This window comes from Pyxidicoccus sp. MSG2 (assembly GCF_026626705.1).
Taxonomy (GTDB): domain Bacteria; phylum Myxococcota; class Myxococcia; order Myxococcales; family Myxococcaceae; genus Myxococcus.
The window spans coordinates 4043657-4065800 of record NZ_JAPNKC010000001.1 but is presented as its reverse complement, the minus strand read 5'-3'; the positions used below and the strand labels follow the sequence as shown (position 1 = coordinate 4065800).

Here is a 22144-nt window from a genome sequence, read left to right as displayed (position 1 = left end):
CTCCCTGACTGCGGACGTGCAACGACCTGATGGCGAGGGGGCCTCAGCCCTTGACGACGGGGTGCGACGCGAGTGCCTGCGGGCGCTTGTCCGGGGAGCACATGTCATTGTCCGCCGGGCGCTGGCCGAAGAAGAGCTTGTCGCCGTCCACCTTCACCACGTCGTGGTCGGTGCCGCACTGGCTGATGGGCTTGAAGAAGAGGCACGCGCCGGGGACGGACTGCTCGGCGCCCACCGTCCACGCGCCCGCGCCGCAGCCGGACTGGGTGAAGGCGTCCGCGAGCGGCTGCACGTGCGCGGTGAGGGAGCGCTCCCCGAAGACGAAGTTGCCCTCGGTGGCGCCGGTCACCTTCTCCGAGTCGCGCTCCAGCGTGTAGGGGCCGGCGACGCGGGCGGTGAAGAGCTTCGTCTGGCACTGCGCGTCGCCGAAGGCGTCGAGGTCGAGCGTCCACTTCGCCTCGGTGAGCTGGAAGTGGCGCTGGATGTAGCTGTTGGAGCCGTCCCCGTTGGGGATGGCCTCGCAGGTGGCGCTGTTCCAGTTGCCGGCGAGGTCCTGCGGCTTCACGGCCGTCTTGGCGCCACCGCACGCGGCGGCGGAGAGGGTGACGAGGGTGAGGGCGAGGCGGGTGGTGGCGTTCATGGCGGTGCTCCCGTGGGGTGTGGGTCGCTTTGCGTCGCGGCCCGTTGGCGGAGACATGAATGCCCTGGAGGCGGCCGTGCGGAAACGCTGGAGTTTGCCGGGGGTGCCTGCAATCTTGCAGGGCGCCATGCCGGACTGGAATGACCTGCGCTACTTCCTGGCCATCTCTCGCGAGGGGACGCTCGCGGCGGCGTCTCGGGCGCTGAAGGTGGATGCGACGACGGTGGGGCGCCGGCTGACGGTGCTCGAGGAGGAGTTGGGGACGCGGCTGTTCGACCGGACGCCGGGGCGGCTCGTGCTGACGGCGGCGGGGCAGGGCATCCGCGGCACGGTGGAGGAGATGGAGGCGTCGGTGCTCGCGGTGGAGCGCCGGGCGGGCGGCGAGGACGCGCGGCTGGAGGGTGTGGTGCGGGTGACGACGACGGAGGCGTTCGCCGTGAATCACCTGCTGCCGCGCTTCGGTGTGTTTCGCGAGCGGCACCCGGGCATCGAGGTGCAGTTCCTCACGGACTATGGCGCGCTGGACCTGGCGCGGCGCGAGGCGGACCTGGCGGTGCGGCTGACGCGGCCGAAGGAGGCGTCGCTGGTGGCTCGCAAGGTGGGGGAGATTGCGATTTCCCTCTACGCGTCGGAGGGGTACCTGGCGCGGCGCGGGCTGCCGGACCCGGCGGTGGGCTTCGCGGGGCATGACGTCATCGGGTATGCGGACGCGGCGGCGAAGTGGCCGGAGGCGCGGTGGATGGGCGAGGTGGCCACGTCCGCGCGGGTGGTGGTGCGGTGCAATTCGTTGCTGTCGGTGGTGGCCGCGGCGGGGGCGGGTGTGGGGCTGGGGTTGATGCCGTGCTTCCAGGGGGACACGTTGCCGGGGTTGCGGCGGCTGCTGCCTCCGGTGGCGGCACTGCGGCGGGACATCTGGCTGGTGGTGCATCCGGATTTGCAGCAGAGCGCCCGGGTGCGGGCGGTGATGGACTTCCTGTCGGAGGTCATCCAGAGGGACAGACCGTTGCTGGCGGGTGGTGGATTGGCTTCGGAGTGGGTCGGTGAGACCGACGCCCGGGTGAATCCGGCGGAGTCGGTGAAGAAGGCGGCGTCGCGTGCTCGGGCGGGACAGGCGCGGCGAGGGAAGGCGCGGACGTCATGAGTGCGGTCATCGGGTTGCTGGGGACGTGCCTGCTGCTGGGCGTGCTGGCCCGGCGCAGCGGCAAGTTCTCATCGGGCGCGGCGAGCGCGTTCAACACGTTCATCCTGTACGTGGCGCTGCCGGCGTTGGTGCTGCGGGTGATGCACCGGCTGGAGTTCGTGCCGGAGCTCATCGTGGCCGCGGTGGTGCCGTGGCTGTACTACGTGGCGGCGGGGCCGTTCTTCCGGTTGCTGGGGCCACGGCTGGGGCTGACGCGGCAGTCGGTGGTGGCGCTGGTGCTGACAGCGGGGCTGGGCAACACGGCCTTCGTCGGCCTGCCGATGGCGGAGGCGCTGCTGGGGCAGGGCGGCCTGGCGGTGGCGGTGGTGGCGGACCAGCTCGGCTCGTTCCTTGTGCTGTCCACGCTGGCGACGCTGGCCGCGACGAGGGCAAGTGCGGAGAAGGAGTTGCCGTGGAGCGAGCTGGCGCGGAAGGTAGTGACGTTTCCGCCGTTCCTCGCACTGGTGGTGTCGCTGGCACTGCGGCCGTGGGGCTTTCCCGTCTGGGTGGACACGGTGCTGGAGCGACTGGGCGCGCTGCTCACGCCGCTGGCGCTGTTCTCGGTCGGGTTGCAGCTGCGGTTGACGGGCGTGAGCCACCGGATTCCGGCGCTGGCGCTGGGGCTGTCCTACAAGTTGTTCCTGGTGCCGGGGCTGGTGGCGCTGGGACTGCTGGCGATGCCGGGGCTGGCGCCGGTGGTGGTGCAGGCCACGGTGCTCCAGGCGGCGATGGCGCCCATGGTGAGCGCGGCCATCCTCGCCGCCGAGCACAATCTGGACCCGGAGCTGGCTGTGCTGATGGTCGGCGTGGGGATTCCGCTGTCCTTCGCCACCGCGCCGTTGATGCTGTGGCTGGTGCGGTGAGGGGCGCAGGGGATTCCTGCGAGACGCTGGTTGAGGCTGCCGACTCGCCATCAGGACGTGCTGACATCCTCCAGACTGGTGCGGCCTTGATTTACGGCTCCCTCGCTTGATTGAACGGAAGTGACCATGCGGTTCCTCAGCTGCATCGTGCTGCTGTTCCTCTTCTCGGCCTGCGCTACGACAGAGCCGGGCCCGAAAGCGCCGGTGGCCCGGAGCCCGAGGCTCGCCAACCTTCAGAGGGCGGCGACGCTGCCCTGGGCGGATGACGGGCAGTGCGTGGTGCATGAGGCTTCCAACGAATGGCCCGTCCTGGTGGAGCGGTGCTTTCATGCGCTCGACCACGACAAGGTTCGGTTTCGAGATCCCACGGGGAGATGCGCTGTCGCCTCGGCGGGTGCGGCTGCCATGGGATTGGGAGTCTGCATCCTGGTGGCACCGGAAATCGTTGTGGGTGCGGTGATCATCACCAGCGCAGTGGTGGTGGCCGTCGTCATCAAGGAGGAACTGGATGAGTATGCGCGGAGGCGTCGTGCCAGCCCCGAGGCAGAGGCATCCCGTGAGCCTGCGAGGCCACGGCCTGAAACGAAGCCCGCCACGCAGGACCCGGTGACGGAACCGAGGCCTGGGCCAGAGGGGTCCCCATCAGGTCAGGACTGGTTTCCCCCAGCGCCGCCCGAATCCGCGGAGCAAGACCGCCGCCCGGAGTGTGCACCCCGGCCCGTGCCGCACCTGGGCGGCGATGCTCTGCACAACACGTGCGCCGACAGGGTTCCGCAGAACGACGCTCGCGGCTTTGACGTGCTCGTCAACGGCAAGCGCTTCGACGCGCTGCAACTTCGCGCCCGCGTGCTGTGGGAGGTCAAGACAGATAACTTCGACACGTACCCGCCCGAGCTTCAGGAGATCGTGATTGCGAAGCAGGTGAAGGAGTTGCGGCGTGAGCGTGATCTCGCAAGGGCCTGTGGATTCAACTTCTGGGTTGGCGTTCGCAGCGCCGAGCATCGGGCTGCTCTGCGCGACGCGGACCGCTCCCTCGATATCGTCGTCATGGACTGGTGCTGAAGTGACAGCCACGCAGCGAAACGACCTTCGTATCCTCGTCTACGCGCCCGCGCTCGTGGGCGACGATGCGCGCCCCCTGGCCGTTGTTCGTGCCATGGAACGGGCGTTCCCTGGTTTGCGCTTGGAGTGGACGATCTCCGACGAGGGAGAACTCGTTCCGTTGCCGCAGCGCGATGCATGGGTCGCCCAAGGGAGGTCGGACGGGGGATTCCCGCTCCTCTGCAACGGCGATGAGGGCTATCGCGTGACGACCTACGGGCTGGAAATACCGGCGGACAGCGGGCCTGGAGGTCAGCCGCTGTTCGACATCCACGTGGCACTGCCGCTGAACGCAGCCGGCATCGCGGCGGCGGCGGCCGTGCTGGAAGGCGTTGCGGACGGCGCGCTCTCCTACTGGGGACATGCCACGCCGAAGCGCGCGGCGGGGGACATCGCGGAGCAGACGAGTCGCCCGTTTCATGGGCCGCATCGCCCACCGCGGGGGCTACCAGTGCTCAAGAAGTCAGAGCACATCCGCTCCCCGGAGATCCCGCAGTACCTGGGGTGGCTGAACTACTGGTCGTCCGCCACCGCGCGGACCCTCGGGTTCCCAGACCCTTCGCGCGACGCGGACCTGCTATCGCGGGCGCGGCGTACCGCAACGGGCGGGTGGATTGTCCGGCTGACGGATGCGCCGCTCGACCTGGACGACCCCGCCCACCTTGACGCGCTGCTGCGCGCTTACGAGCGCTTCCCGGAGATAGGCGGTCGCTCAGCCCGCTGAGTCACGCATCGCGGAGAGTTGCTGGTTCGCTGAGACGGAGAATCGCGCGCTATCCGACACTCCACCGCGAGCCCCGGACCAACCGCTGTGCCTCCCTGCCTGCCCTTCATCCGGGCACGCGGCCGTACCGCTGTCGTGCAGGCTCTGTCCTCCTATCTTTTGCGCATGGCTGAGCAACCACCGAAGGCCTCGGGAGCACCCGGGGGGGACCCGCGGCGGATGGAGGTCCGGCGACCTGTCGCCGAGCTGGGCGCACGCGCCTACGCCATCCAGTTACTCAATGACGCCGGCATTCCATTCCTCGTCGGCGGCGCGTACGCATTCGCGCACTACACCGGCATCTATCGCGACACCAAGGACCTGGACCTCTTCATCCGCAAGGCCGACGCGGACCGTGCCCTCGAGCTGCTGGCCCGGAACGAGTGGCGCACCGAGAGCAACGTCCACGGCTGGCTCCACAAGGCCTTCTGGGACGACTACCTCGTCGACATCATCTTCGCCTCCGGCAACGGCCTCACCGTCGTCGACGACGGCTGGTTCGAGCACGCCGTCTGCGCCCAGCTCCTCGGCTGTGCGTGCAAGGTGCCTCCAGCGGAGGAAATCTTCTGGAGCAAGGCCTTCGTCCTGGAGCGCGAGCGCTTCGACGGCCACGAGCTCACCCACCTCCTCGTGAAGGCGGGCGCCAACTTCGACTGGCCGCGGCTCCTCAAGCGCTTCGACAGGTACTGGGAGGTGCTCCTCTCGCACCTCATGCTCTTCCGCTTCGCCTACCCCGCGGACCGCGCCATCGTCCCCGAGTGGCTGATGCAGGAGCTGCTGTCCCGCGCCAGCGGCTCGGTGCAGGAGGGCAACTGGGAGCGGAAGCTCTGCCGTGGCCGGCTGCTGTCCCACGTCCAGTACCAGGTCGACCTCAACGAGTGGGGCTACGAGGACGGCCGCACCTGGGACGAAGAGGACCGACAGCGCGGCGACGAGGTGCTCGCCACGGGGCACTCCAGCAGCATGCACGGGCCTCACTGAGGCCCGCGCGCGCAGCCGCTCGCGGTGAATGAAAAGGGGGCCCCGCGGGGCCCCCGGCTGAAGCGGCGGAGGGTGGCGGGGCAGGACTGCCTCCGCGCCACCCGAGAAGGATGTCGAGCGCTACGCCTGCGCCGTCGTCGCGAAGGACAGCTCCACGCTGTTGTCGTGCACGCGCATGCTCGGCTTGGACAGCCAGTGACACTGCGGGCAGTAGCTGTGCGCGCCCGCCTGTGAGGCGCGCACAGTCACTTCGCCGCCGCAGAGCACGCAGCCGTCGGGAAGGACGAATTCGGCGAACCGGTCGCCGTTGCTGCTCTCGAAGTGAGTCATGCCTTTGAGTTAACGCAGGATTCGCAAGGCACAAGGCGACCCGGGGTTGTAGCCCGGGACGTACACCCGTGCCCGCTTCCACGGCGCCCCGGCGACAGCAGGCGACCAGCCGGGCCCTCCTGCAATCCTTACCGCCCCCACGGGGAGTGATGACTCTCCGACACCGCAACCCGGAGTCGTTACGGCGCGGCGCTGGCACGGGGATTTCAAGAGCGGAGGGACATGGATGTGGGAGGGGATGGCATGGGCGAGGTGGGACAGGTGGAGCTCCTCCACGACAGGAGAGGCTGGGGCGTGGAGGTGCGGACGCGCGATGGGGACGTCCGGCGCTACCGCTATGGCAGCGAGGCCCAGGCCCGGTACTTCGCGGCGGTGTTCGCCCTGGGGCCGAGGGTGCTGCCCCCCGTGACGTCCGTGCGCCGCAAGCGCACCCGGCGGGCAGCCTGAGGCCTCGGGCCTCCGCTTCCCTCTACCCTTGCGGGCTGCTTTCGGAGAGGCTTTCGCCCATGAGCGACGCACCCAAGCCCTTCCTCCACCGTCCCAACCGTCAGCACATCACCAAGGAGCCGGACCCCGCGGGCCGCTGGTCCACGCAGTTCCCGGACATGATTGGCTACGCCAGCCAGGGCGGCGGCAAGGTGCCGGCGGACTTCGGCTGGAACACCAACCCCAAGCAGTGGCAGGAGGAGATGACGCCGGAGACGCTCGCCGCGCGCTTCGACGAGCTCCGCGTCACGCCGCCGAAGCCGCTGGTCCCGGCGCTGCCCGCGCAGGCCACGGCCGCTCCGGCCGGCGACGCCGCGAAGAAGTAGTCCGCTTCAGCTGAACGGCAGGGCCGAGAGCCGCTCCCGGAAGAGCGCGAGCAGCTCCCGCGTCCCTGCCTCGTCCAGGCCCTCGGTGGTCTGCTGGCGCGCCTTGCGCAGGAAGACGTCGAAGGCGCCCACGCGCCCCTGGAGCGCGCCCGCGGCCTCCACCGCGTCCGCCACCGCCCGCGCCGCGCCCGGCGAGCCGAGCGACAGGTGCATCTCCCCCTGCTCCAGCTTCACCCCGCACGCCGCCCACACCGCGCGGTCGTGCACGATGAGCCAGGTGCGCGTCACCTCTTCCATGTGCCCCTCCATGGCCGCGAGGAAGGGCTCCACCAGCGCCGGCAGCGCGTCCGGCTCCAGCTCGGGCTTCGAGGCCGTTTCCACCAGGCGCGCGCGCAGCTCCAGAATCTGGTGCTTCTGCGGCGTGCGCAGCGCCACCGAGGCGGGGAGCGAGACGAAGGCCGACAGGCTCTCCGCCACCTGCTTCGCCAGTGCGGGGCGCGCGCGGGCCTCCGCCTTCGCGGCACGCTCCAGCCTTCCCTGCAGTGAGCGGCGCAGGTCCGCCGCCGCCGCGCGCAGGGCGGCCCGCGCGCCCACCTGGTGCACGTAGCCGGGCACCACGTCCTCGCGGCGCACGTCCTCGAAGGCCGCGGCGGTGAGGTAGACGAGGTCGCCGATGCGCACGCTGAAGTCGGCGCGGGAGGCCTGCAGCTCCGCCATCAGCGTCCAGCGGTCGCTGACGACTTCGGGGCGGCGCATCTGCAGTCCCAGCTCACCCACGCGCTTCGCCAGCAGCGCCGCGATGGAGTGCAGCACCGACTCCACCTCCTGCGCCAGCCGCTCGTCCGAGCTGGCGGGCGGAGGCGCCCAGCCCTCGCTCGTGCCGGCCGGGCGCGAGGGCGGGGGGAACTCCTTGTGGACGGCGGCGACGAGCTGGTTGACGCCCACCAGCGTGTCGCCGATGGCGGGCGCCATCGTCTCCCACAGGGACAGGTCCGCGCCGCCGTCCGGTTCCACCGACGTCGGCTCGTACTTCGCGATGCTCAGGTGTCCCAGCCGGTCGATGGCCACGGCGGCCGCGCGGTGCACGCGCTCCAGCCGGTCCGCGAGGTGTCGGTCGGTGAGGGACTCCAGCAGCGCCTCCAGCCGCGAGGGCAGGGCGTCCTGGGGAGGGCGGGACTTGGGGGTCGGCGCGGGCATGGTGGGGTGTGAAGGGCAGGCGAGTGAGGCACCCTAGCGCACCGCCGCCGGAGCGCGAAAAGAGGGGGGCTCGGCAGAGCGTGTGTTTCCCGGCATAGAGTGCGGGGCAGGGGAGGATGCATGACGCAACGTTTCCGAGGCCGGCTCCCGTTGTTCATCGGGGGGCTCGCCGGTCTGCTCGCCGGGGGCTTTCTCACAGTGCTCTCGTTCGAGGTCTGCCTGTCCTCCTACCTGCTGCACGGCGTGCCCATGCCGTACTGCCCGGACGGGCAGATGCGGCAGACGGTGCGTGTGAGCGCGGACGGGCTGTCTCGCGGGGCGACGGGCCAGGTGTCCGTGGTGGCGGAGGCGCATGCGCCCAGCCCCCGCTACAGCGGCATGATGGACGTGCCGGTGCTGCGCGGCTCCGCGGAGCTGTTCCTCGTGGACGCGGACGACAAGGAAACGCCGCTGCCGCCGGACAAGGAGCACGGCTGGAAGCGGGAGGACCATGGGCCGCTGGTGACGCGCGTGGCGCTGCCGCAGGTGCCGGACGGCGACTACCGGCTGCGCGCCCGCGTCACCACGCCGCTGGGCACGGACACGGTGGACGCGGCGCTACCTTTATATGCGCCCGCGCGCGTGCACGTGCTGACGGACCGGCCGCTGTACGAGCCCGGCAACGAGGTGCGCTTCCGCGCGGTGGCGCTGCGCGCGAAGGACCTGTCGCCGCTGGACGGCCGGCCCGGGACGTGGACGCTGACGGACCCGTCCGGCGAGGTGGTGCTGGAGGAGCGCGCGCCCGCGGGCCCCTGGGGCGTGGTGGCCGGCAGCTTCCCGTTGGACCGGGGCGCCGCCACCGGGACGTGGACGGTGAGCTGGGTGAGCAACGGCACCCCGGCGCAGGCGCAATTCAAGGTGGAGCCCTTCACCCTGCCGCGCTTCCGCGTGGAGGCGAGCAGCCCGCGGCCCTTCTGGCGTGCCGGCGACGCGCCGGAGGTGGAGGGGCAGGTGGTGTACGCCTCGGGCGCGCCGGTGGCGGACGCTGAGGTGGAGCTGGACTGGGACGCGTCGGGGGCCTGGCCGCCGCCGGTGGGCTGGCTCGACGGCGGGCTGCCCCAGCACGCGCGCACGGACGCCGCGGGGCGCTTCCGGGTGGCGTTGCCGCGCGTGCCGGCGGACCTGCGCGGCAACGCACGGCTGCACGCGAGCGTGGCGGCGAAGGACGCGGCGGGAGACCGCGTGGAGGGCGCGGTGTCGCTGCTGCTGTCCGAGGACGCCATCGCCGTGTCCACCGTGACGGAGCTGGAGGACGGGCTGGTGGCGGGCTTCAGCAACCGCGTCTACCTGCGCGCCACCACCGCGGATGGCCGCGTGCTGCCCGGCGCGGAGCTGACGGTGAAGCGCACGTGGGACGCTCGTGACGAGGGCGTGCGCGCGGTGGCGGACGAGGACGGCGTGGCCGCCTTCCAGTTGGATCCGGGCCCGCCCGTCAACGTGGTGGTGCCGCCCATGCCGGTGCGCAGGCCTCCTCCGCCGCCCTCGGTGGAGCTGAACGGCCTGCGGGATTTGCTGAACGAGAACACCGAGCCGTCGCTGAAGGACCAGCTCGCGGTGGAGGGCTGGCTGCCGTCGCTCTTCCCCTGCGCGCGCTTCGTGGAGCCGGACGAGGGTGACACCAGCGTGGCGCTGGGCGTGCGCGTGGGCGCGGGCGGCGCGGTGGTGGACGTGGCGGGCGAGGCGGGGCCGCTGGCGGCGTGTCTCGCCACGGCGCTGCGCTCGCGCGTGCTGCCGCCCGGTCGGGAGCGCGTGCTGGCGCTGCAGCTCGAAGTCAGGGACGCGGGCCTGCCCCGGCTGGAGGTGGAGCTGGAGGAGGCCTTTGGCGAGGGCTCGAGCCTGGCGGCCGTGCTGGCCGAGGCGGCGAAGGACGCCCGCGCGTGTCTGCCTCGTGAGCTCGCGGCGGAGGCGCCGCTGCCCGTCGCGCTGAGCTGGCGGCTGGCGAAGACGGGGCCGGAAGTCGCGGCCTCGTGGGTGTCGCTGCCGAAGCAGGAGGGCGCGCTGTCGGCCTCGGTGCTGCCGTGCATCCAGGAGCGCTTCTCGCGGCTGCGGCTGCCCGCGCGAGGCGAGGATGCGAACCGGGGCGAGGCCCTGGGCGTGGTGCGTCTCACCGCGTACCCGGCGGGAGTCTCGGGCGAGGACGGGCCGGCCCTGGCCACCGTCTTCCCCGGCTACGAGCTGAGCGTGAGCGCGAAGGTGGACGGGAAGGACGCGGGCGCGACGAAGCTGGTGCTGCGCCCCGCGCAGCTGCCGAACACGCGCCTGCGGGCCACGCCGGTGCAGGCGCGCGCGGGGGACGAGGTGCGCATCGACCTGATGCGCGGCCCCCACTACGTGGGCCAGTTGCCGGAGAAGCTGGTGCTCCAGGCGGGCGCGACGGCGCTGGAGTCCAAGGTGGACAGAGGCTCGCGCTCGGTGCGCTTCCGGCTGCCGGCGGACTTCGAGGGCTGGGCCGAGGCGCAGTGGGAGGGCGCGGTGGCGCGGGTGTACGTGCCGCCTCGTGCACAGCTCTCCGTGGAGGTGTCGCCGGAGAAGCCGGTGTACGCGCCCGGCGAGCTGGCCCGCCTCCAGCTCCGCACGCGGGTGGACGGCAAGGAGGGCCCGGCCGCGGTGGGCCTCTTCGGCGTGGACGAGACGCTGGCGCAGCTCGCGCCGCTGCCGGGGGCGGAGTCGCTGGACTCCGTGCGGCTCGCGCCGAGCATGGCCTCGTCGGCCTTCGGCGTGCTGGACGGGCAGGCGCTGGCCATGGGGCGCATCCGTGGCTCCAACGCCGCGGCCGCGGCGCTGCTCCGCGTGAGCGCGGTGCCCCGGCGCGAGGACGGGGAGCCGGCGGTGTCGGTGAGCGCGGCGATGCCCTTCGACCCGTCCGCGGAGCTGACGGACCCCTTCTACGCGGTGCTCGCGGAGCTGCACGCGCGGGTGCGGACGTGGGAGGAGAAGGCGCCCGAGGGCGAGACGCTGGACCCGGAGGACCTCGCGAAGCAGTGGGACGGCGCGCTGGAGGCGTGTGAGCAGCGCGGCGAGAAGGTGACGGACGCCTTCGGCCGCCGGCTGCGGCTGTCGCGGCTGCCGCAGGACCTGCTGTCCCTCACCGACCCACGGGCGGTGGTGACGAGTGGGACGCGGCTGCCGGAGGACGTGGAGAACTGGAACGCGTGGGTCGCCCGGGAGGCGCCATGAAGCGCACGTTGATGATGGGGACGGTGGGCGTGGTGCTGGGGGCCGTGCTGGCCTTCCTGCTGCTGCTCGGGTTCCGGCTGGTGGGGAGTGTCACCCGTTCCGCGGAGCCCGCGGGGCAGACCGTTTCCTTCAAGTCGGCGCCCTCCGATGCCCTGTTCGGCGGCATGGATGGTGCTCCGGCTCCGGTGATGGCCGCCGCCCCGGCTCCCTCCTCACCGCCGATGGAGATGGAGGAGGGCGTGGCCGAATCCTTCGCCGGCGCGCCCGGCGGAGGAGGGAAGCTTCGCAGCGCCAACGGCGACATGGCCAAGAAGGCGGACCGGGGTGGGCGGGAGGAGACGAAGGCCGAGCCGGCGGAGGGCTCAGCGCCGAGCCGCGCCTGGTTCCCGGAGACGTTCCTCTTCGAGCCGCTGGTGGTGACGGATGCCTCCGGCGCGGCGACGGTGCCGGTGCGCGTGCCGGACCGGCTGACGCGCTGGCGGGTGCTGGCGCTGGCGCACTCGCGCTCGGGGGCGCAGGCGGGCACGGTGGCGGGCTTCGCCGGCACGCTGCCCACGTACGTGGACCCGGTGCTGCCGCCCTTCCTCCGTGCGGGGGACGCGGCGCGGCTGCCGGTGCAGGTGGTGAACACGACGGACGCCGCCGTGGAGGCGTCGCTGAAGGTGGAGGCCCAGGGCGCGACGGTGGAAGGTGGCAGCCGCACGGTGCGCGTGCCGGCGCGGGGCAGCGTGGTGGAGTACGTGACGGTGCGCGTGGCCGGGCCGGGCGCCGTGGCCGTGCGCGCGACGCTGGGGAGCGCGGACACGGTGGTGCGGGACTTCGACGTGTGGCCCACCGGTCGGCCCGTGGTGCGGCAGCGCGGCGGCACGCTGGCGGCGCCGCGCACGGTGAGCCTGGAGGGACCCGCCGACGCGCAGGCTGGCAGTGAGCGCGTGCGGCTGCTCGTGTACCCCGGCGCGCTGGGCGTGCTGCGCTCGGAATTGGCCGCCTCGGGCGGGCGCGAGGGCGCGGACGATGTGGCCTATACGCTGATGCTCATCGGCCGCTCTCCGGGGCTGCTCGCCGCGCTGGGCGAGACCCAGTCCGCGGAGGCGCTGAAGGCGCTCACTTCGGGGAATGCGAAGCGCATGGCGACGCCGGCCCAGCCGGTGGAGGCCGTCGTGGACGTGGAGGCGATGCGCAAGGTGCTGGCCCAGGCCACGCAGCGCGCGCTGCGCGAGGGCCGGGCGCCGGACGTGGCCACGGCGGCGCTGCTGGCGGAAGGCGCGCTGGCCCACCCGGACAACGTGGTGCTCTCCCGCCTGGGTGAGCGGCTGGCCGCGAAGGTGGCGGCGGCGCAGCTCCCGGACGGCACCTGCCAGGGCGGTGACGGCTGGACGCTGCAGCGACTGCTGGTGGCCACCGCGGACTGTACGCGCGCCGTGAATGCGGCGGCGGGAACGCCCGAGGGCAAGCGCCGGGCGGCCCTCTTCACCGTGAAGGCCACGGGCGCGCTGGAGCGCAACCGGGCCCACGTGAAGGACGGCTACACCGCGGCGGCGCTGCTGGCGAGCGGCGCGGTGACGGGCTCGCTGAAGGACGACCTGCGCACCCAGGTGCGCGACGCGGTGAAGACGCGCGAGGGCGGCACGGCGTACCTGCCGGTGGAGCAGGGCGTGGTGGATGCCGGCGGCGGGACGCCCTCGGAGGCGGAGGCCACGGCGCTGGCGGTGCTGGCGCTGGAGGGCGACGCGAAGGCTCCGCTGGCGGACCTGGGCGCGTCGCTGCTCTCCACCTACGCGCCGGCCCTGGGCTGGGGCGGCGGCCGCGCCAACCGGCTGGCACTGCGCGCGGTGGTGTCCCTCTTCCGCGAGCCGCTGCCCGCGAAGGTGCGCGTGGTGCTGGAGCGCGACGGCCAGGCCATCACCGAGGGCACCTACGACGCGAAGGCGCTGCGCGAGGTGCTGGCGCTGGAGGTGGCGGCACCGGGCTCGGGCGGCGCGCACGCGTGGACGGTGCGCGCGGAGCCCGCGGTGCCGGGACTGGGCTTCTCGCTGGCGCTGGCCGCCGCCGTGCCCTGGAAGCCGGAGTCGCAGGGCGGGCTGGAACTGGTGGTGAAGGGCCCCACGGAGGCGAAGGTGGGGCAGCCGGCGGAGGTGGTGGTGGAGGCGTCCACGCCGTCCGGCCTGGCACTGGAGCTGCGCCACGGGCTGCCCGCCGGCGTGCAGGTGGACCCGGCCAGCCTCGACGCGCTGGTGGCCGAGGGGCGGGTGTCGTCCTGGGACGCCGAGGACGGCGCGGTGACGCTGAAGCTTCCGCCCCGGGGAGCGGGCGAGCCCTTCCAGGCCCGCTTCCGCGTCATCCCCACGCTGGCCGGCACGCTGCAGGGAGGGGCCTCCTCGCTGAAGGTGGTGTCGCGGCCGGACCTCGTCTCCTACGTACCTCCCACTATATGGGCGGTGCGCTGAGCGACCCACCCCTGCCCCCAAGGGCACTGCCGTGGACACCGGGCTCGCGAAAGTGTCCGATCAGCACCGTCTGGCTATGGGCCCCGCGTGATTCCACTCCTGGGATGCGGCACATTTTCGTGAGCGTCACGAGGCCGGCCTGCCTCGTGGGTGGCCTCGTCTCGGGTGACAACCATGGAGCTCGACGGCGCGGAAAAAGACGAGCTGTTGCGGGTGCTGACCAGTGCCTTCCCCTCGTTGGAGGAGCTGCGCCGCGTGGTGGAGTCCGCCCGGCGCCAGGGGCTGGAGTCGCTCGTGTCCTCCGGCAGCGCGCGTGAGCGCATCTTCGAGCTCATCCACCGGGCGGAATCGGAGGGGTGGACGCGGGAACTGGTGACGGGCGCGTACGAGGCCCATCCCCGCCACCGGCGGCTGTTGCGCTTCGTCCAGGCCTACCTCTCGTCCGTGGAGCGGAGCATTCCCCGCGTCAGCCTGGAGCGTCTCTTCGGCCCCGGGCGGATGGGCGGCGCGCCGGAGGCCTGGCGTCGGCGGCTGGCGGCGATTGAACGGCGGGTGTGCCGCGTGGAGCCCCAGGTGGGCGCGGCGCTGGGCACCGGCTTCCTCGTGTCGCCCAACGTCGTCCTCACCAACTTCCACGTCATCGAGAACAAGCTGCTGGAGTCGCTGCGCGTGCGCTTCGACCACAAGGTGCTGCCGGGCCGCACGCTGCTCCAGTCGGGCACGGTGTACCGGGTGACGAAGTGCCTGGCCCACAGCCGCTACAGCCCCGCGGACCTGATGCACCCCCGGCCCCGCGACGCCCGGACGGACGAGCTGGACTACGCCTTCCTCCAGGTGGAGGGCCTCCCGGGCGAGGCGCACGTGGACGGCGAGCAGCGCGGCTGGCTGGAGCTGCCCCGAGCGCGCGAGCCCTTCCTGCCCGGCAGCCTCGTGCTCATCGTCCAGCACCCGGAGGGCCGGCCGATGAGCGTGGCCGTGGACGAGTTCCTCGGCGTCAACGCGTCCCGCACGCGCGTGGCCTACCGCCCCTGCACGGGGCCGGGCTCCTCCGGCGCGCCGTGCTTCACGCGTGACTTGCGCCTGGCCGCGCTGCACCACAGCGGCGGCCCTCGCATGCCGTCCTCGCTGGGCCACAACGAGGGCATCCCCACCGACACCATCCGCGACAGCCTGTCCCGGGAGGTGCTGGACGTGCTCGGCTGGAGTTGAAGGGGCGGGCCGCCCGGGGCGTGAACTGGAGCCGTGGGGCGCGCCTGCTATCGTCGGTGGATGGAACCCGCCTCCCGCCGTTCCTCCGTCTTCCTCCGTGGCACGGGCCTCGCGCGCCTCGCCCTGGCGTTGCTGCTCACCGCACCGTGGATGTCCGCCCATGCGCAGGCGTCCCGGCTGCGCGTGGCCGGCGCCAACGCCAGCAACGAGGTGAAGCTGCGCACGCCGTCGGAGGACTTCCGGCACGTGCTGCGCGTGGACCTGCTGTCCACCGTGGCGACGGATGGCGGCGTGAGCGTGGACGACGAGGTGCCCGGCGGCGTGACGGTGCTGGTGGACCCGCTCCAGTCCCAGGACGGCGTGCAGGTGCCGCTGACGGCGACGGTGAGCGGGGCCGCGGACGGCGGCGCCACCGCGAGCCTCACCGCGCGCCAGCCGCTGCACGTCGAGGTGTCCGGGAAGCTGCCGGCGGTGGGGGACTACACGGGGCAGGTGGTGCTGGTGCACGCGGGAGGGCGTGAGACGACGGCGCTCACCGTCACGCGCGTGCAGGCGGCGCCCACGCTGCAGTTCGTCGCGGCGTCCCCGGCGGTGGCCTCGTCGGGGTGGGGCTGGCGCTCGGTGGACGCCACGGTGCGGCTGCCCTTCAAGGAGACGGCGGGTGTCGCGGGGCACATCTCCACGCCCCGGCTGCTCAACCTCCAGCGCAAGGCGCCGGACCTGGGCACGGCGCTGGTGCAGCCGGACTTCGAGGGCGCCGACTTCGCGGTGGAGGGCGTGCTGGCGGACGGGGGCGTCCAGGACATGGGCTCGCTGCAGGGGCGCATTCCCGTGGGCGCGCATGGCAGCGGCGCGCTGGTGCTGACGCTGCGCGGGCTGGACGGGCCGGGCGAGTACACCGGCACCGTGCGCGTGGCCGTGCCGGCGGGCGTGCCCGTGGAGCAGACCTTCACCGTCTGGGTGCGCTCGCCGTGGACGTGGGGCGCGCTGCTCATCGCGCTGGGGGCGCTCTCGTCGTACGCGGTGCGGCTGTACACGCAGCGCATCCGCCCCCGGGCGCAGCGCCTGCAGCGGGCCCTCGCGTTGCGCCGCCGCCTCCAGTCGCTCATGTCCGGACAGGACAAGGACGCGCAGGAGGTGGGCCGCGCGGTGCGGGCCCAGTTGGACACGCTGGTGTCGGAGATTCGCAAGCCGGTGCGCGGCATCCGCGTGGGCGACGCGGAATTGGCCGCGGTGGAGCCACGGCTGCGGCTCTACGAGGCGTGGTGCGACGCCTCGAAGAAGCTGCGCGCGCTGCCGGAGGGCGTCCGTCCCCCGCAGGCCCGCAAGCTGCTCGACGAGGTCGAGGACGCGCTGCGGAGCGAGGACACCTCCACCGAGCAGCTCGATGCGCGGCTCAAGTCGGTGCGGGAGCTGGACGTGGTGGGGCTCGCGAGCGCGGGGCTGAAGGCGCAACTGGAGGACCTGACCCGGCAGGCGCGCGCGCTGGTGAAGCAGCGCGGAGAGGACGACTCCCTGGGCTTCCGGCTCACGTACGAGCTGTTGCCGCTGCTCGACACGGTGGGCGACAGGCTCGACCGCTCGGACGTGGCGACGGCGCGGCAGCAGCTCGAGCTGGCCCGCCGCTCGTACTTCGACATCCTGTGCGAGGAGCTGTCCACGGCGGTGGCGGCCATCCATCCGCCGCGCGGCTTCGACGACGTGGAGTGGCGCGAGCTGACCACGGACGTGAAGGAGCGGCTGCGGCAGGCGCGGGCCATGGCCGACGCCAGCGTGGATGACGCCTTCCGCCTGTACCAGGGCGCCCACGCCGTCTACGTGCGCCGGCTCGTCAAGGAGCTGCGCGGCGAGGTGGAGCAGGCGCGCGAGGAGGCCACCACGGACGCGCAGCGGGCCACGCTGGACGCCGTGAGCGCGAAGCTGGGCGAGGCGCACAAGGCGCTCGCGTCGGAGGCGCCACACGAGGCCGCGCTGCGGTACGACGAGGCGCGCGTCGCCTTCTCCCGCTACCAGCGGCCCTTCCGGGCCGCGACCGGCGTCGTCCTGGAGTCGCTGGCGGACGCGGGGGAGGGTGCCCCGACGCCAGTCGCGAGTCCCGGCGCTCCCACGGGCGGCAGCCTCCCCGCGCTGCCGGAAGCACCTGCCGGCCTGCCCGTGCTGGGCGACTTCGAGGGGATACCGCTCCCGTCCCCGCGACACATGTGGGTGGTGGAGCTGGGCGTGCTGCTGCTGCTCACCGGCGTGGCGGTGGCGCTGGGGCTCCAGCTCCTCAACATCTTCTCGCCCACGTGGGGCGGCTTCGGCGCGGGCATGACGGCCTTCCTCTGGGGCTTCGGCCTGCACCAGGTGGGCAATGCCACCTTCGAGGGACTGACCGGCCTGCTCACGCGGGTGGAGAAGCAGGGCGCCTCGGGCAACTGAGCTGGCGGGCGTCCGGGCGGAAGCTCTGCCCCCCGCGTCACATCCTCCGGCCGTCCCCTCAGCCACATGGAGACACAGACCGGGGGGTGTCATGAGCACCTTGGAAATCATCCTTGTCGGAGCGCTGGGCAGCGCGCTCCAGGAACTGCTGCACTGGTATGGCCTGCGCGAGCACCTCGCGACGCCGCGCTACAAAAAGCTCATCAAGTCCGTGGGGTACTGGATCGTCACCGGCCTGATGATTATCGGCTCCGGCCTGGCCGTCTGGGCGTGGTTCGGGGGGGACGGAGAGCTGCCCGCGCGCCAGTACCTCATCGTCGGCGCCGCCCTGCCGTTGCTCCTCAAGAAGGCGGTGGATGCCGTTACGGGAGAGAAGCCCACGGACGTAGCACGCACCTCCTCCAGCGAGGGCGCGAAGCTCAGCGACTACTTCCGTGGCGGAAGCGGCCGGGAAGAGCGCCTGGCCTGAGCCGCCGCGCTCACGGCCCGCTGGCCGCCACTTCCACCGTCACCGGCATGCCGCGCTTGTGGGGGTAGGGGAGCGCCGTCATCGCATCCTCGATGCAGCGCGCGGCCACGGTGCCCGCCAGCGGACCCGCCACCTTCGCCTCGGCGCGGCCCTGGCCGTCGAGCGTGAGCTGCACCGGCACGCGCTCGGCCCCGCCTCCGTCCAGGCACGACACCGCCCGCACCTGTCCCGCGTGGGCGACCTCCGCCACCTCCGCGACGAAGGACTCGCGCGTCTTCGCCACCCGCGTCAGCACCGCGGACACGATGAGCAGCAGGACGCCGCCGTAGAGAATCATCAGCCGCGAGTGCGGCACGAAGCGCGTCCCCCGGCCCGGAGCGGGCGTCCCCGCGTCCTCCGGCTCCTGCTCTGAAGCAGGGGGCAGGGCCTCCAGCGCGGCGGCCGCGGCGGCCCGTCCGCGCAATTCCTCCAGCGTCGGCACCCGCGTGCGAGCGCGAATCCGCTCCTCCCCGAACAGCTCCCGCAGGAACGCCGCCAGCTCCTCGCGCGCGTCCACCGTCGTCAGCGTGGTGCGCAGCGCCTCCAGCGCGCGGGCGAGCTCGGCGGCGGTGGCGTAGCGGTCCTCGGCCTTGGGTGCCATGGCGCGCATCACCACCGCGTCCACCATGGGCGACAGCTCGGGAAGGTGTCTGCTCGGCGGTGGCGCGTCGCCGCTCATCGCCGCCTTCAGCGAGTCGTAGTCCAGCGGGCGCCGGAACGGGTCCACGCCGGTGAGCGCCTCGTAGAGCGTCACGCCCAGCCCGTACACGTCCGCGCGCCGGTCCACCTGCCCGCTGCCCTTGCGCTGCGCCTCCGGTGGCTGCGAGCCCACATGCTTGAAGATGGGGCCACTCATCAGCCGCACGGCGGTGCGGGCAATGCCAAAGCCAGACAACTTCACCCCGCCGTCGTACGCGAGCAGCACGTGCGCGGGGGCCACGTCCCGGTGCAGCACCCCCAGCGGCCTGCCTTCCGCGTCCGTGGCCTCGTGCGCGGCGTGCAGCCCGTGCGCCACCTGCGCGCCCAGGGCCAGCGCCACCGACATGGGCAGGCGTGTGCCCTTCGCGTCCAGCGCGGCGAGCACGGTGGAGAGCGTCTCGCCCGGCACGTACTCGGTGACGAGCTGGAAGAACAGCGGCCGGGGCGCGCCCTCCTGCGTGTCGAGCCACGTGTTGAGCGTGCGGAGGATGTTCGGATGCGACAGGAGCGTCGCCAGCCGCCACTCCTCGTGAAAGACGTCCGCCGCATCCTGGGTGCGCGCGGAGCCGGCGGGGAGCTGGTGGATGAGCACGTCACCGTGCTCGCTGCCGTCCTCCTCCACGCGCCGCGCGAGCAGCGCGCCCGTGGTCCCCAGCTCCGGCCGCTGGAAGAGCGCCACGTAGGGCCCGAGCTGCCACAGCAGGGGGGCGCCATCCTGGAAGACGGTGCGCTCCCGAGAGGGATAGAGGAGGAAGGACAAGGGGAAGTCTCCTGCGCGGAGCGTAGGCTATCGTTCCCCGCGCATGAAACTGCCCACCGGTCCCCTCGGATGTTTCACCGTGCTCGCTTTGTCGCTCGCCGCCCCCAGCGCCCTCGCGAGCAGCTGTCTGTGCGAGGTCGACCTGTACCCCCGGGTGCTGCTGGGCAGGGCCACGCCGGAGGAACTCTCGAAGTGTGAGGAGGGCCGTCCCAGCAAGGTCGACGCGCTCAGCTGCATGCGGGGTCTCTCGTACAAGAACGTGAAGCAGGGCGACCAGGCGCCGGAGTCCTTCCGCCTGGGCGTGGACGCGCTGGTGGCCGTGTCGAAGGACAAGACGCTGTCCAAGGGAGCCATCAACCTGCTGCTCGGCTCGCAGTCCTACGCGGACGGCCCGGTGCGCGCGAAGGTCCGCCCCGTCATGGTGTCCGCGGGCCGCGCGCCGCTGTGGGACACGCTGGTGAAGGCGACGGAGGGAGACGCCGCTGCCTTCACCCGGGCGCTCTACGCGTACTGCGAGCACTACACCGTCATCTCCGAGCTGGCCCTGGAGGACGTGACGTTGGACCAGCTCTGGCCGCTGCCCCCGGGCTTGAAGCCCGCGGACGCGCGCAAGCGCCTGTCCTGTCCGTACGGGCAGAACCTCCTCCTCGCTGCCGCCATCCGCTCGCTGGAGGGGAAGCTGCCGGCGGATGCGCTCGTGTTGCTGTCCCCGGCGCAGCTGCGCCTGCTGCGCAACGCCGTGTATGCCCGCCGCGGCCGCGTCTTCCAGGCCAGGGACCTCCAGGACTTCTTCTCCCAGGAGCCCTGGTACCAGCCGGACCCCGCCTACACGGACGCACGTCTCACGCCGGAGGACCAGCAGCACCTGGACCTCATCCAGGCCGCGGAGACGAAGGCGGGAAAGAAGGGCTGAAAAGTCCCGGGTGACACATTTCCGGGCGGCCGGTGTTCCCTTCGCGCCAACGTGGTTCAAGAGGGGAAAAACATGTCGTCCATCGCCGTCTTCGCCCAGGCGCCCGAAAACCTGGGCTGGCTCAGCAGCAAGCTGCTCGGGGTGACGCTCAGCTCCGCCGAGTGGGTGCTGTGGGTGCTGGTGTGCCTTTCGGTGCTTTCCATTGCCATCATGCTGGAGCGGGCGGTGTACTTCTCCCGCAACCGGCTGTCGGACTCGGAAGGCTTGGCGGTGCGCCTGGCGCGCGGCGAGCTGGAGGCGGTGCGCGTTGCCATCCAGGGCAAGAAGGGCATGGAGGCCGCCATCATCCGCGAGGGCCTCGCCTCTTCCTCGCAGGGCGCGGACACCGTGGAGCAGGTGATTGCCTCCACCATGGCGCGCGAGCGTCCCCAGTACGAGCGCTTCCTGTCCTTCCTCGGCACGCTGGGCAACAACGCGCCCTTCATCGGCCTGTTCGGCACGGTGCTCGGCATCATCAAGGCCTTCCACGATCTGGGCTCCATGGGGGCCAAGGGCGCGGCGATTCAGCAGACGGTGATGGCGGGCATCTCCGAGGCGCTCGTCGCCACGGCGGTGGGCCTGGCCGTCGCGATTCCGGCGGTGGTGGCCTTCAACGTCTTCAACCGCCAACTCAAGACGCTCACCAGCCGCGCCAATGCGCTGGGCCACGCGCTGGTGGGCAGCCTGCGCGCGGAGGTCCGCTAGTCATGGCCGGGAGCGCGCAGGACAACGACGAGGAAATCACCGGCATCAACGTCACGCCGCTGGTGGACATCGTGCTGGTGCTGCTCATCATCTTCATGGTGACGGCCAACTTCATCGTCCGCGAGACGGTGGAAGTCGACCTGCCCCGCGCGGCCAACGGCGGCGAGACGGTGCAGGGCCTGGTCAACGTGGTGCTCGACAAGGAGGGCAAGCTCTTCTTCGACGGCGCCGAGGTCAGCGAGGCGGACCTGTCCGTGAAGGTGGCCGAGCAGGTGGCGAAGGACAAGGACACCCGCGCCATCATCAGCGCCGACCAGTCCATTCCCTACGGCCGCGTGATGAAGCTCATCGACGTGGTGAAGGGCCAGGGCATCGCGAAGTTCGCGCTCAACATCGAAAAGGACGTCGCGCCCACCGCGCCGCGGGGCTGACGCGAATCCCATGAGTGAGCTGGTGCTCGACGACAGGGCGTGGGTGGCGCCGAGGCGCGGAGGCAACGGGCTGCTGGTGGGCTTCGTGGTCGGCTCGCTCGCGCTGCACGGGCTGGCACTGTGGGTGCTGCACAACCGCCGCGTGGACCGTCCGGTGGTGCAGCGGCCGGTGGAGCTGGTGATGGTGGAGGTGCAGAAGCCGCCGCCGCCCGTGGTGAAGGAGGAGCCAAAGCCCGAGCCGCCGCCTCCGCCGAAGGTGCGCGTGCGTCCTCCGCCGGTGAAGGTGGCCGAGGTGCCCAAGCCCCTGCCTCCTCCCCCGCTGGACGCGCCGCCCCCGCCCAACGAGACGCCCCCGGCCGCGAAGCCGGCGCCGCTGGTGGTGGGCATGTCCATGTCCTCCACCACGAGCGCGGGCAGCTTCGCCGCGCCGGTGGGCAACACCCTCTATGGCCGCACCGCCGACAAGGCGAAGGCGCCGCAGGAGGTGAAGGCGTACAGCGCGCCGAAGTACACGCCCATCTACCAGGTGGACTCCGAGCCCACCGTGGCCTCCGAGGTGAAGATTCCCTACCCCGACGAGGCGCGCCGCGCCGGCATCGAAGGCACGGTGACGCTGTCCATCACCATCGACAACGAGGGCCGGGTGGTGGCCGCGAAGATTCTCAAGGGGCCGGGCTACGGCCTGGATGAAGCGGCGAGAGACGCCATCCGGCGCTTCCGCTTCAAGCCCGCCATCAAGGGCGGCGAGGCGGTCTCCACGGAGATGAAGTACTCCTACACCTTTCTTCTCGACTGACGCCCCCTCTCCCGCTGAGAGAGGGGCGGAGCGAGGAAGGGCTGCGCGGGCCGGTGATTTCCCCTCCTCGGCCACACCGCGCGGCCCTTCTCCAAGGCCTTCGCTCCGCCCCTCCCTCAGCGGGAGCAGGAAG

The 22144-nt window shown here is 72.2% G+C and carries 20 protein-coding genes; 16 read left to right on the top strand and 4 right to left on the bottom strand.

Going from position 1 to position 22144, the window contains the following annotated elements; translation table 11 throughout:
• Positions 1-43 precede the first annotated feature (43 nt).
• Positions 44-640: a hypothetical protein gene (locus OV427_RS15370; RefSeq protein ID WP_267856859.1), complete on the bottom strand. Its 597-nt coding sequence runs from the start codon at positions 638-640 to the stop codon at positions 44-46.
• Between the two features lie 103 nt (positions 641-743).
• Between OV427_RS15370 and OV427_RS15365 the strand changes: the two genes are divergently transcribed.
• From OV427_RS15365 to OV427_RS15345, 5 genes are all read left to right on the top strand, one after another.
• A complete protein-coding gene (locus OV427_RS15365) occupies positions 744-1781 on the top strand; it encodes a LysR family transcriptional regulator (protein ID WP_267856858.1) in 1038 nt (345 codons plus the stop codon).
• Entirely contained in the window at positions 1778-2683 is a 906-nt protein-coding gene (locus OV427_RS15360; RefSeq protein WP_267856857.1) for an AEC family transporter, read from the top strand. Before OV427_RS15365 ends, OV427_RS15360 begins: the two co-directional genes overlap by 4 nt.
• A gap of 126 nt (positions 2684-2809) precedes the next feature.
• Positions 2810-3745, top strand: a complete 936-nt coding sequence (locus OV427_RS15355) for a DUF6310 domain-containing protein (protein ID WP_267856856.1) — start codon at positions 2810-2812, stop codon at positions 3743-3745.
• 1 nt (position 3746) lies between these two features.
• Positions 3747-4508 carry a DUF5953 family protein gene (locus OV427_RS15350; RefSeq protein WP_267856855.1) on the top strand — a complete coding sequence of 254 codons (762 nt, stop codon included), beginning with the start codon at positions 3747-3749 and terminating at the stop codon, positions 4506-4508.
• 219 nt (positions 4509-4727) lie between these two features.
• Positions 4728-5528, top strand: a complete 801-nt coding sequence (locus OV427_RS15345; RefSeq protein ID WP_267856854.1) for a hypothetical protein — start codon at positions 4728-4730, stop codon at positions 5526-5528.
• 120 nt (positions 5529-5648) lie between these two features.
• On the opposite strand, the gene OV427_RS15340 is transcribed toward OV427_RS15345, so the two are convergent.
• Complete coding sequence (locus OV427_RS15340; protein WP_163989770.1) at positions 5649-5858, bottom strand: hypothetical protein; 210 nt, start codon at positions 5856-5858, stop codon at positions 5649-5651.
• A gap of 222 nt (positions 5859-6080) precedes the next feature.
• Here OV427_RS15340 and OV427_RS15335 point away from each other — a divergent pair, with 222 nt between their 5' ends.
• Positions 6081-6305: a hypothetical protein gene (locus OV427_RS15335; RefSeq protein WP_267856853.1), complete on the top strand. Its 225-nt coding sequence runs from the start codon at positions 6081-6083 to the stop codon at positions 6303-6305.
• 59 nt (positions 6306-6364) lie between these two features.
• Positions 6365-6670: a hypothetical protein gene (locus tag OV427_RS15330; RefSeq protein ID WP_267856852.1), complete on the top strand. Its 306-nt coding sequence runs from the start codon at positions 6365-6367 to the stop codon at positions 6668-6670.
• A gap of 6 nt (positions 6671-6676) precedes the next feature.
• On the opposite strand, the gene OV427_RS15325 is transcribed toward OV427_RS15330, so the two are convergent.
• Positions 6677-7867 carry a hypothetical protein gene (locus tag OV427_RS15325; RefSeq protein WP_267856851.1) on the bottom strand — a complete coding sequence of 397 codons (1191 nt, stop codon included), beginning with the start codon at positions 7865-7867 and terminating at the stop codon, positions 6677-6679.
• 120 nt (positions 7868-7987) lie between these two features.
• Between OV427_RS15325 and OV427_RS15320 the strand changes: the two genes are divergently transcribed.
• The 5 genes from OV427_RS15320 to OV427_RS15300 all read left to right on the top strand — a co-directional run bounded on the left by OV427_RS15320 (position 7988) and on the right by OV427_RS15300 (position 17629).
• A complete protein-coding gene (locus OV427_RS15320; protein WP_267856850.1) occupies positions 7988-11083 on the top strand; it encodes an MG2 domain-containing protein in 3096 nt (1031 codons plus the stop codon).
• Positions 11080-13530, top strand: a complete 2451-nt coding sequence (locus OV427_RS15315) for an alpha-2-macroglobulin family protein (protein ID WP_267856849.1) — start codon at positions 11080-11082, stop codon at positions 13528-13530. Before OV427_RS15320 ends, OV427_RS15315 begins: the two co-directional genes overlap by 4 nt.
• A 174-nt stretch (positions 13531-13704) precedes the next feature.
• Complete coding sequence (locus OV427_RS15310; RefSeq protein ID WP_267856848.1) at positions 13705-14739, top strand: effector-associated domain EAD1-containing protein; 1035 nt, start codon at positions 13705-13707, stop codon at positions 14737-14739.
• Positions 14740-14799: 60 nt separating this feature from the next.
• Positions 14800-17160, top strand: coding sequence for a hypothetical protein (locus OV427_RS15305; protein WP_267856847.1), 2361 nt, complete (start codon positions 14800-14802; stop codon positions 17158-17160).
• Positions 17161-17251: 91 nt separating this feature from the next.
• Positions 17252-17629, top strand: a complete 378-nt coding sequence (locus OV427_RS15300; RefSeq protein WP_267856846.1) for a hypothetical protein — start codon at positions 17252-17254, stop codon at positions 17627-17629.
• Positions 17630-17639: 10 nt separating this feature from the next.
• Here OV427_RS15300 and OV427_RS15295 read toward each other — a convergent pair whose 3' ends face one another.
• On the bottom strand, positions 17640-19127 hold the full coding sequence (locus tag OV427_RS15295; RefSeq protein ID WP_267856845.1) for a serine/threonine-protein kinase: 1488 nt from the start codon (positions 19125-19127) through the stop codon (positions 17640-17642).
• Between the two features lie 79 nt (positions 19128-19206).
• Between OV427_RS15295 and OV427_RS15290 the strand changes: the two genes are divergently transcribed.
• The 4 genes from OV427_RS15290 (at position 19207) to OV427_RS15275 (ending at position 22011) form a co-directional block, all read left to right on the top strand.
• Positions 19207-20040: a YARHG domain-containing protein gene (locus OV427_RS15290; RefSeq protein ID WP_267856844.1), complete on the top strand. Its 834-nt coding sequence runs from the start codon at positions 19207-19209 to the stop codon at positions 20038-20040.
• Between the two features lie 72 nt (positions 20041-20112).
• Positions 20113-20784: a MotA/TolQ/ExbB proton channel family protein gene (locus OV427_RS15285; protein ID WP_163989815.1), complete on the top strand. Its 672-nt coding sequence runs from the start codon at positions 20113-20115 to the stop codon at positions 20782-20784.
• 2 nt (positions 20785-20786) lie between these two features.
• On the top strand, positions 20787-21215 hold the full coding sequence (locus OV427_RS15280) for an ExbD/TolR family protein (protein WP_267856843.1): 429 nt from the start codon (positions 20787-20789) through the stop codon (positions 21213-21215).
• A gap of 10 nt (positions 21216-21225) precedes the next feature.
• Complete coding sequence (locus tag OV427_RS15275) at positions 21226-22011, top strand: energy transducer TonB (RefSeq protein ID WP_267856842.1); 786 nt, start codon at positions 21226-21228, stop codon at positions 22009-22011.
• Positions 22012-22144: the final 133 nt, after the last annotated feature.

What these genes read in the sequence shown, in the direction of transcription:
- OV427_RS15340 (WP_163989770.1), bottom strand. Translation starts at nt 5,858, where the DNA reads ATGACTCACTTCGAGAGCAGCAACGGCGACCGGTTCGCCGAATTCGTC.
- OV427_RS15355 (WP_267856856.1), top strand. Translation starts at nt 2,810, where the DNA reads ATGCGGTTCCTCAGCTGCATCGTGCTGCTGTTCCTCTTCTCGGCCTGC.
- OV427_RS15325 (WP_267856851.1), bottom strand. Translation starts at nt 7,867, where the DNA reads ATGCCCGCGCCGACCCCCAAGTCCCGCCCTCCCCAGGACGCCCTGCCC.
- OV427_RS15315 (WP_267856849.1), top strand. Translation starts at nt 11,080, where the DNA reads ATGAAGCGCACGTTGATGATGGGGACGGTGGGCGTGGTGCTGGGGGCC.
- OV427_RS15370 (WP_267856859.1), bottom strand. Translation starts at nt 640, where the DNA reads ATGAACGCCACCACCCGCCTCGCCCTCACCCTCGTCACCCTCTCCGCC.
- OV427_RS15360 (WP_267856857.1), top strand. Translation starts at nt 1,778, where the DNA reads ATGAGTGCGGTCATCGGGTTGCTGGGGACGTGCCTGCTGCTGGGCGTG.
- OV427_RS15345 (WP_267856854.1), top strand. Translation starts at nt 4,728, where the DNA reads ATGGAGGTCCGGCGACCTGTCGCCGAGCTGGGCGCACGCGCCTACGCC.
- OV427_RS15310 (WP_267856848.1), top strand. Translation starts at nt 13,705, where the DNA reads ATGGAGCTCGACGGCGCGGAAAAAGACGAGCTGTTGCGGGTGCTGACC.
- OV427_RS15335 (WP_267856853.1), top strand. Translation starts at nt 6,081, where the DNA reads ATGGATGTGGGAGGGGATGGCATGGGCGAGGTGGGACAGGTGGAGCTC.
- OV427_RS15300 (WP_267856846.1), top strand. Translation starts at nt 17,252, where the DNA reads ATGAGCACCTTGGAAATCATCCTTGTCGGAGCGCTGGGCAGCGCGCTC.
- OV427_RS15305 (WP_267856847.1), top strand. Translation starts at nt 14,800, where the DNA reads ATGGAACCCGCCTCCCGCCGTTCCTCCGTCTTCCTCCGTGGCACGGGC.
- OV427_RS15280 (WP_267856843.1), top strand. Translation starts at nt 20,787, where the DNA reads ATGGCCGGGAGCGCGCAGGACAACGACGAGGAAATCACCGGCATCAAC.
- OV427_RS15275 (WP_267856842.1), top strand. Translation starts at nt 21,226, where the DNA reads ATGAGTGAGCTGGTGCTCGACGACAGGGCGTGGGTGGCGCCGAGGCGC.
- OV427_RS15330 (WP_267856852.1), top strand. Translation starts at nt 6,365, where the DNA reads ATGAGCGACGCACCCAAGCCCTTCCTCCACCGTCCCAACCGTCAGCAC.
- OV427_RS15320 (WP_267856850.1), top strand. Translation starts at nt 7,988, where the DNA reads ATGACGCAACGTTTCCGAGGCCGGCTCCCGTTGTTCATCGGGGGGCTC.
- OV427_RS15285 (WP_163989815.1), top strand. Translation starts at nt 20,113, where the DNA reads ATGTCGTCCATCGCCGTCTTCGCCCAGGCGCCCGAAAACCTGGGCTGG.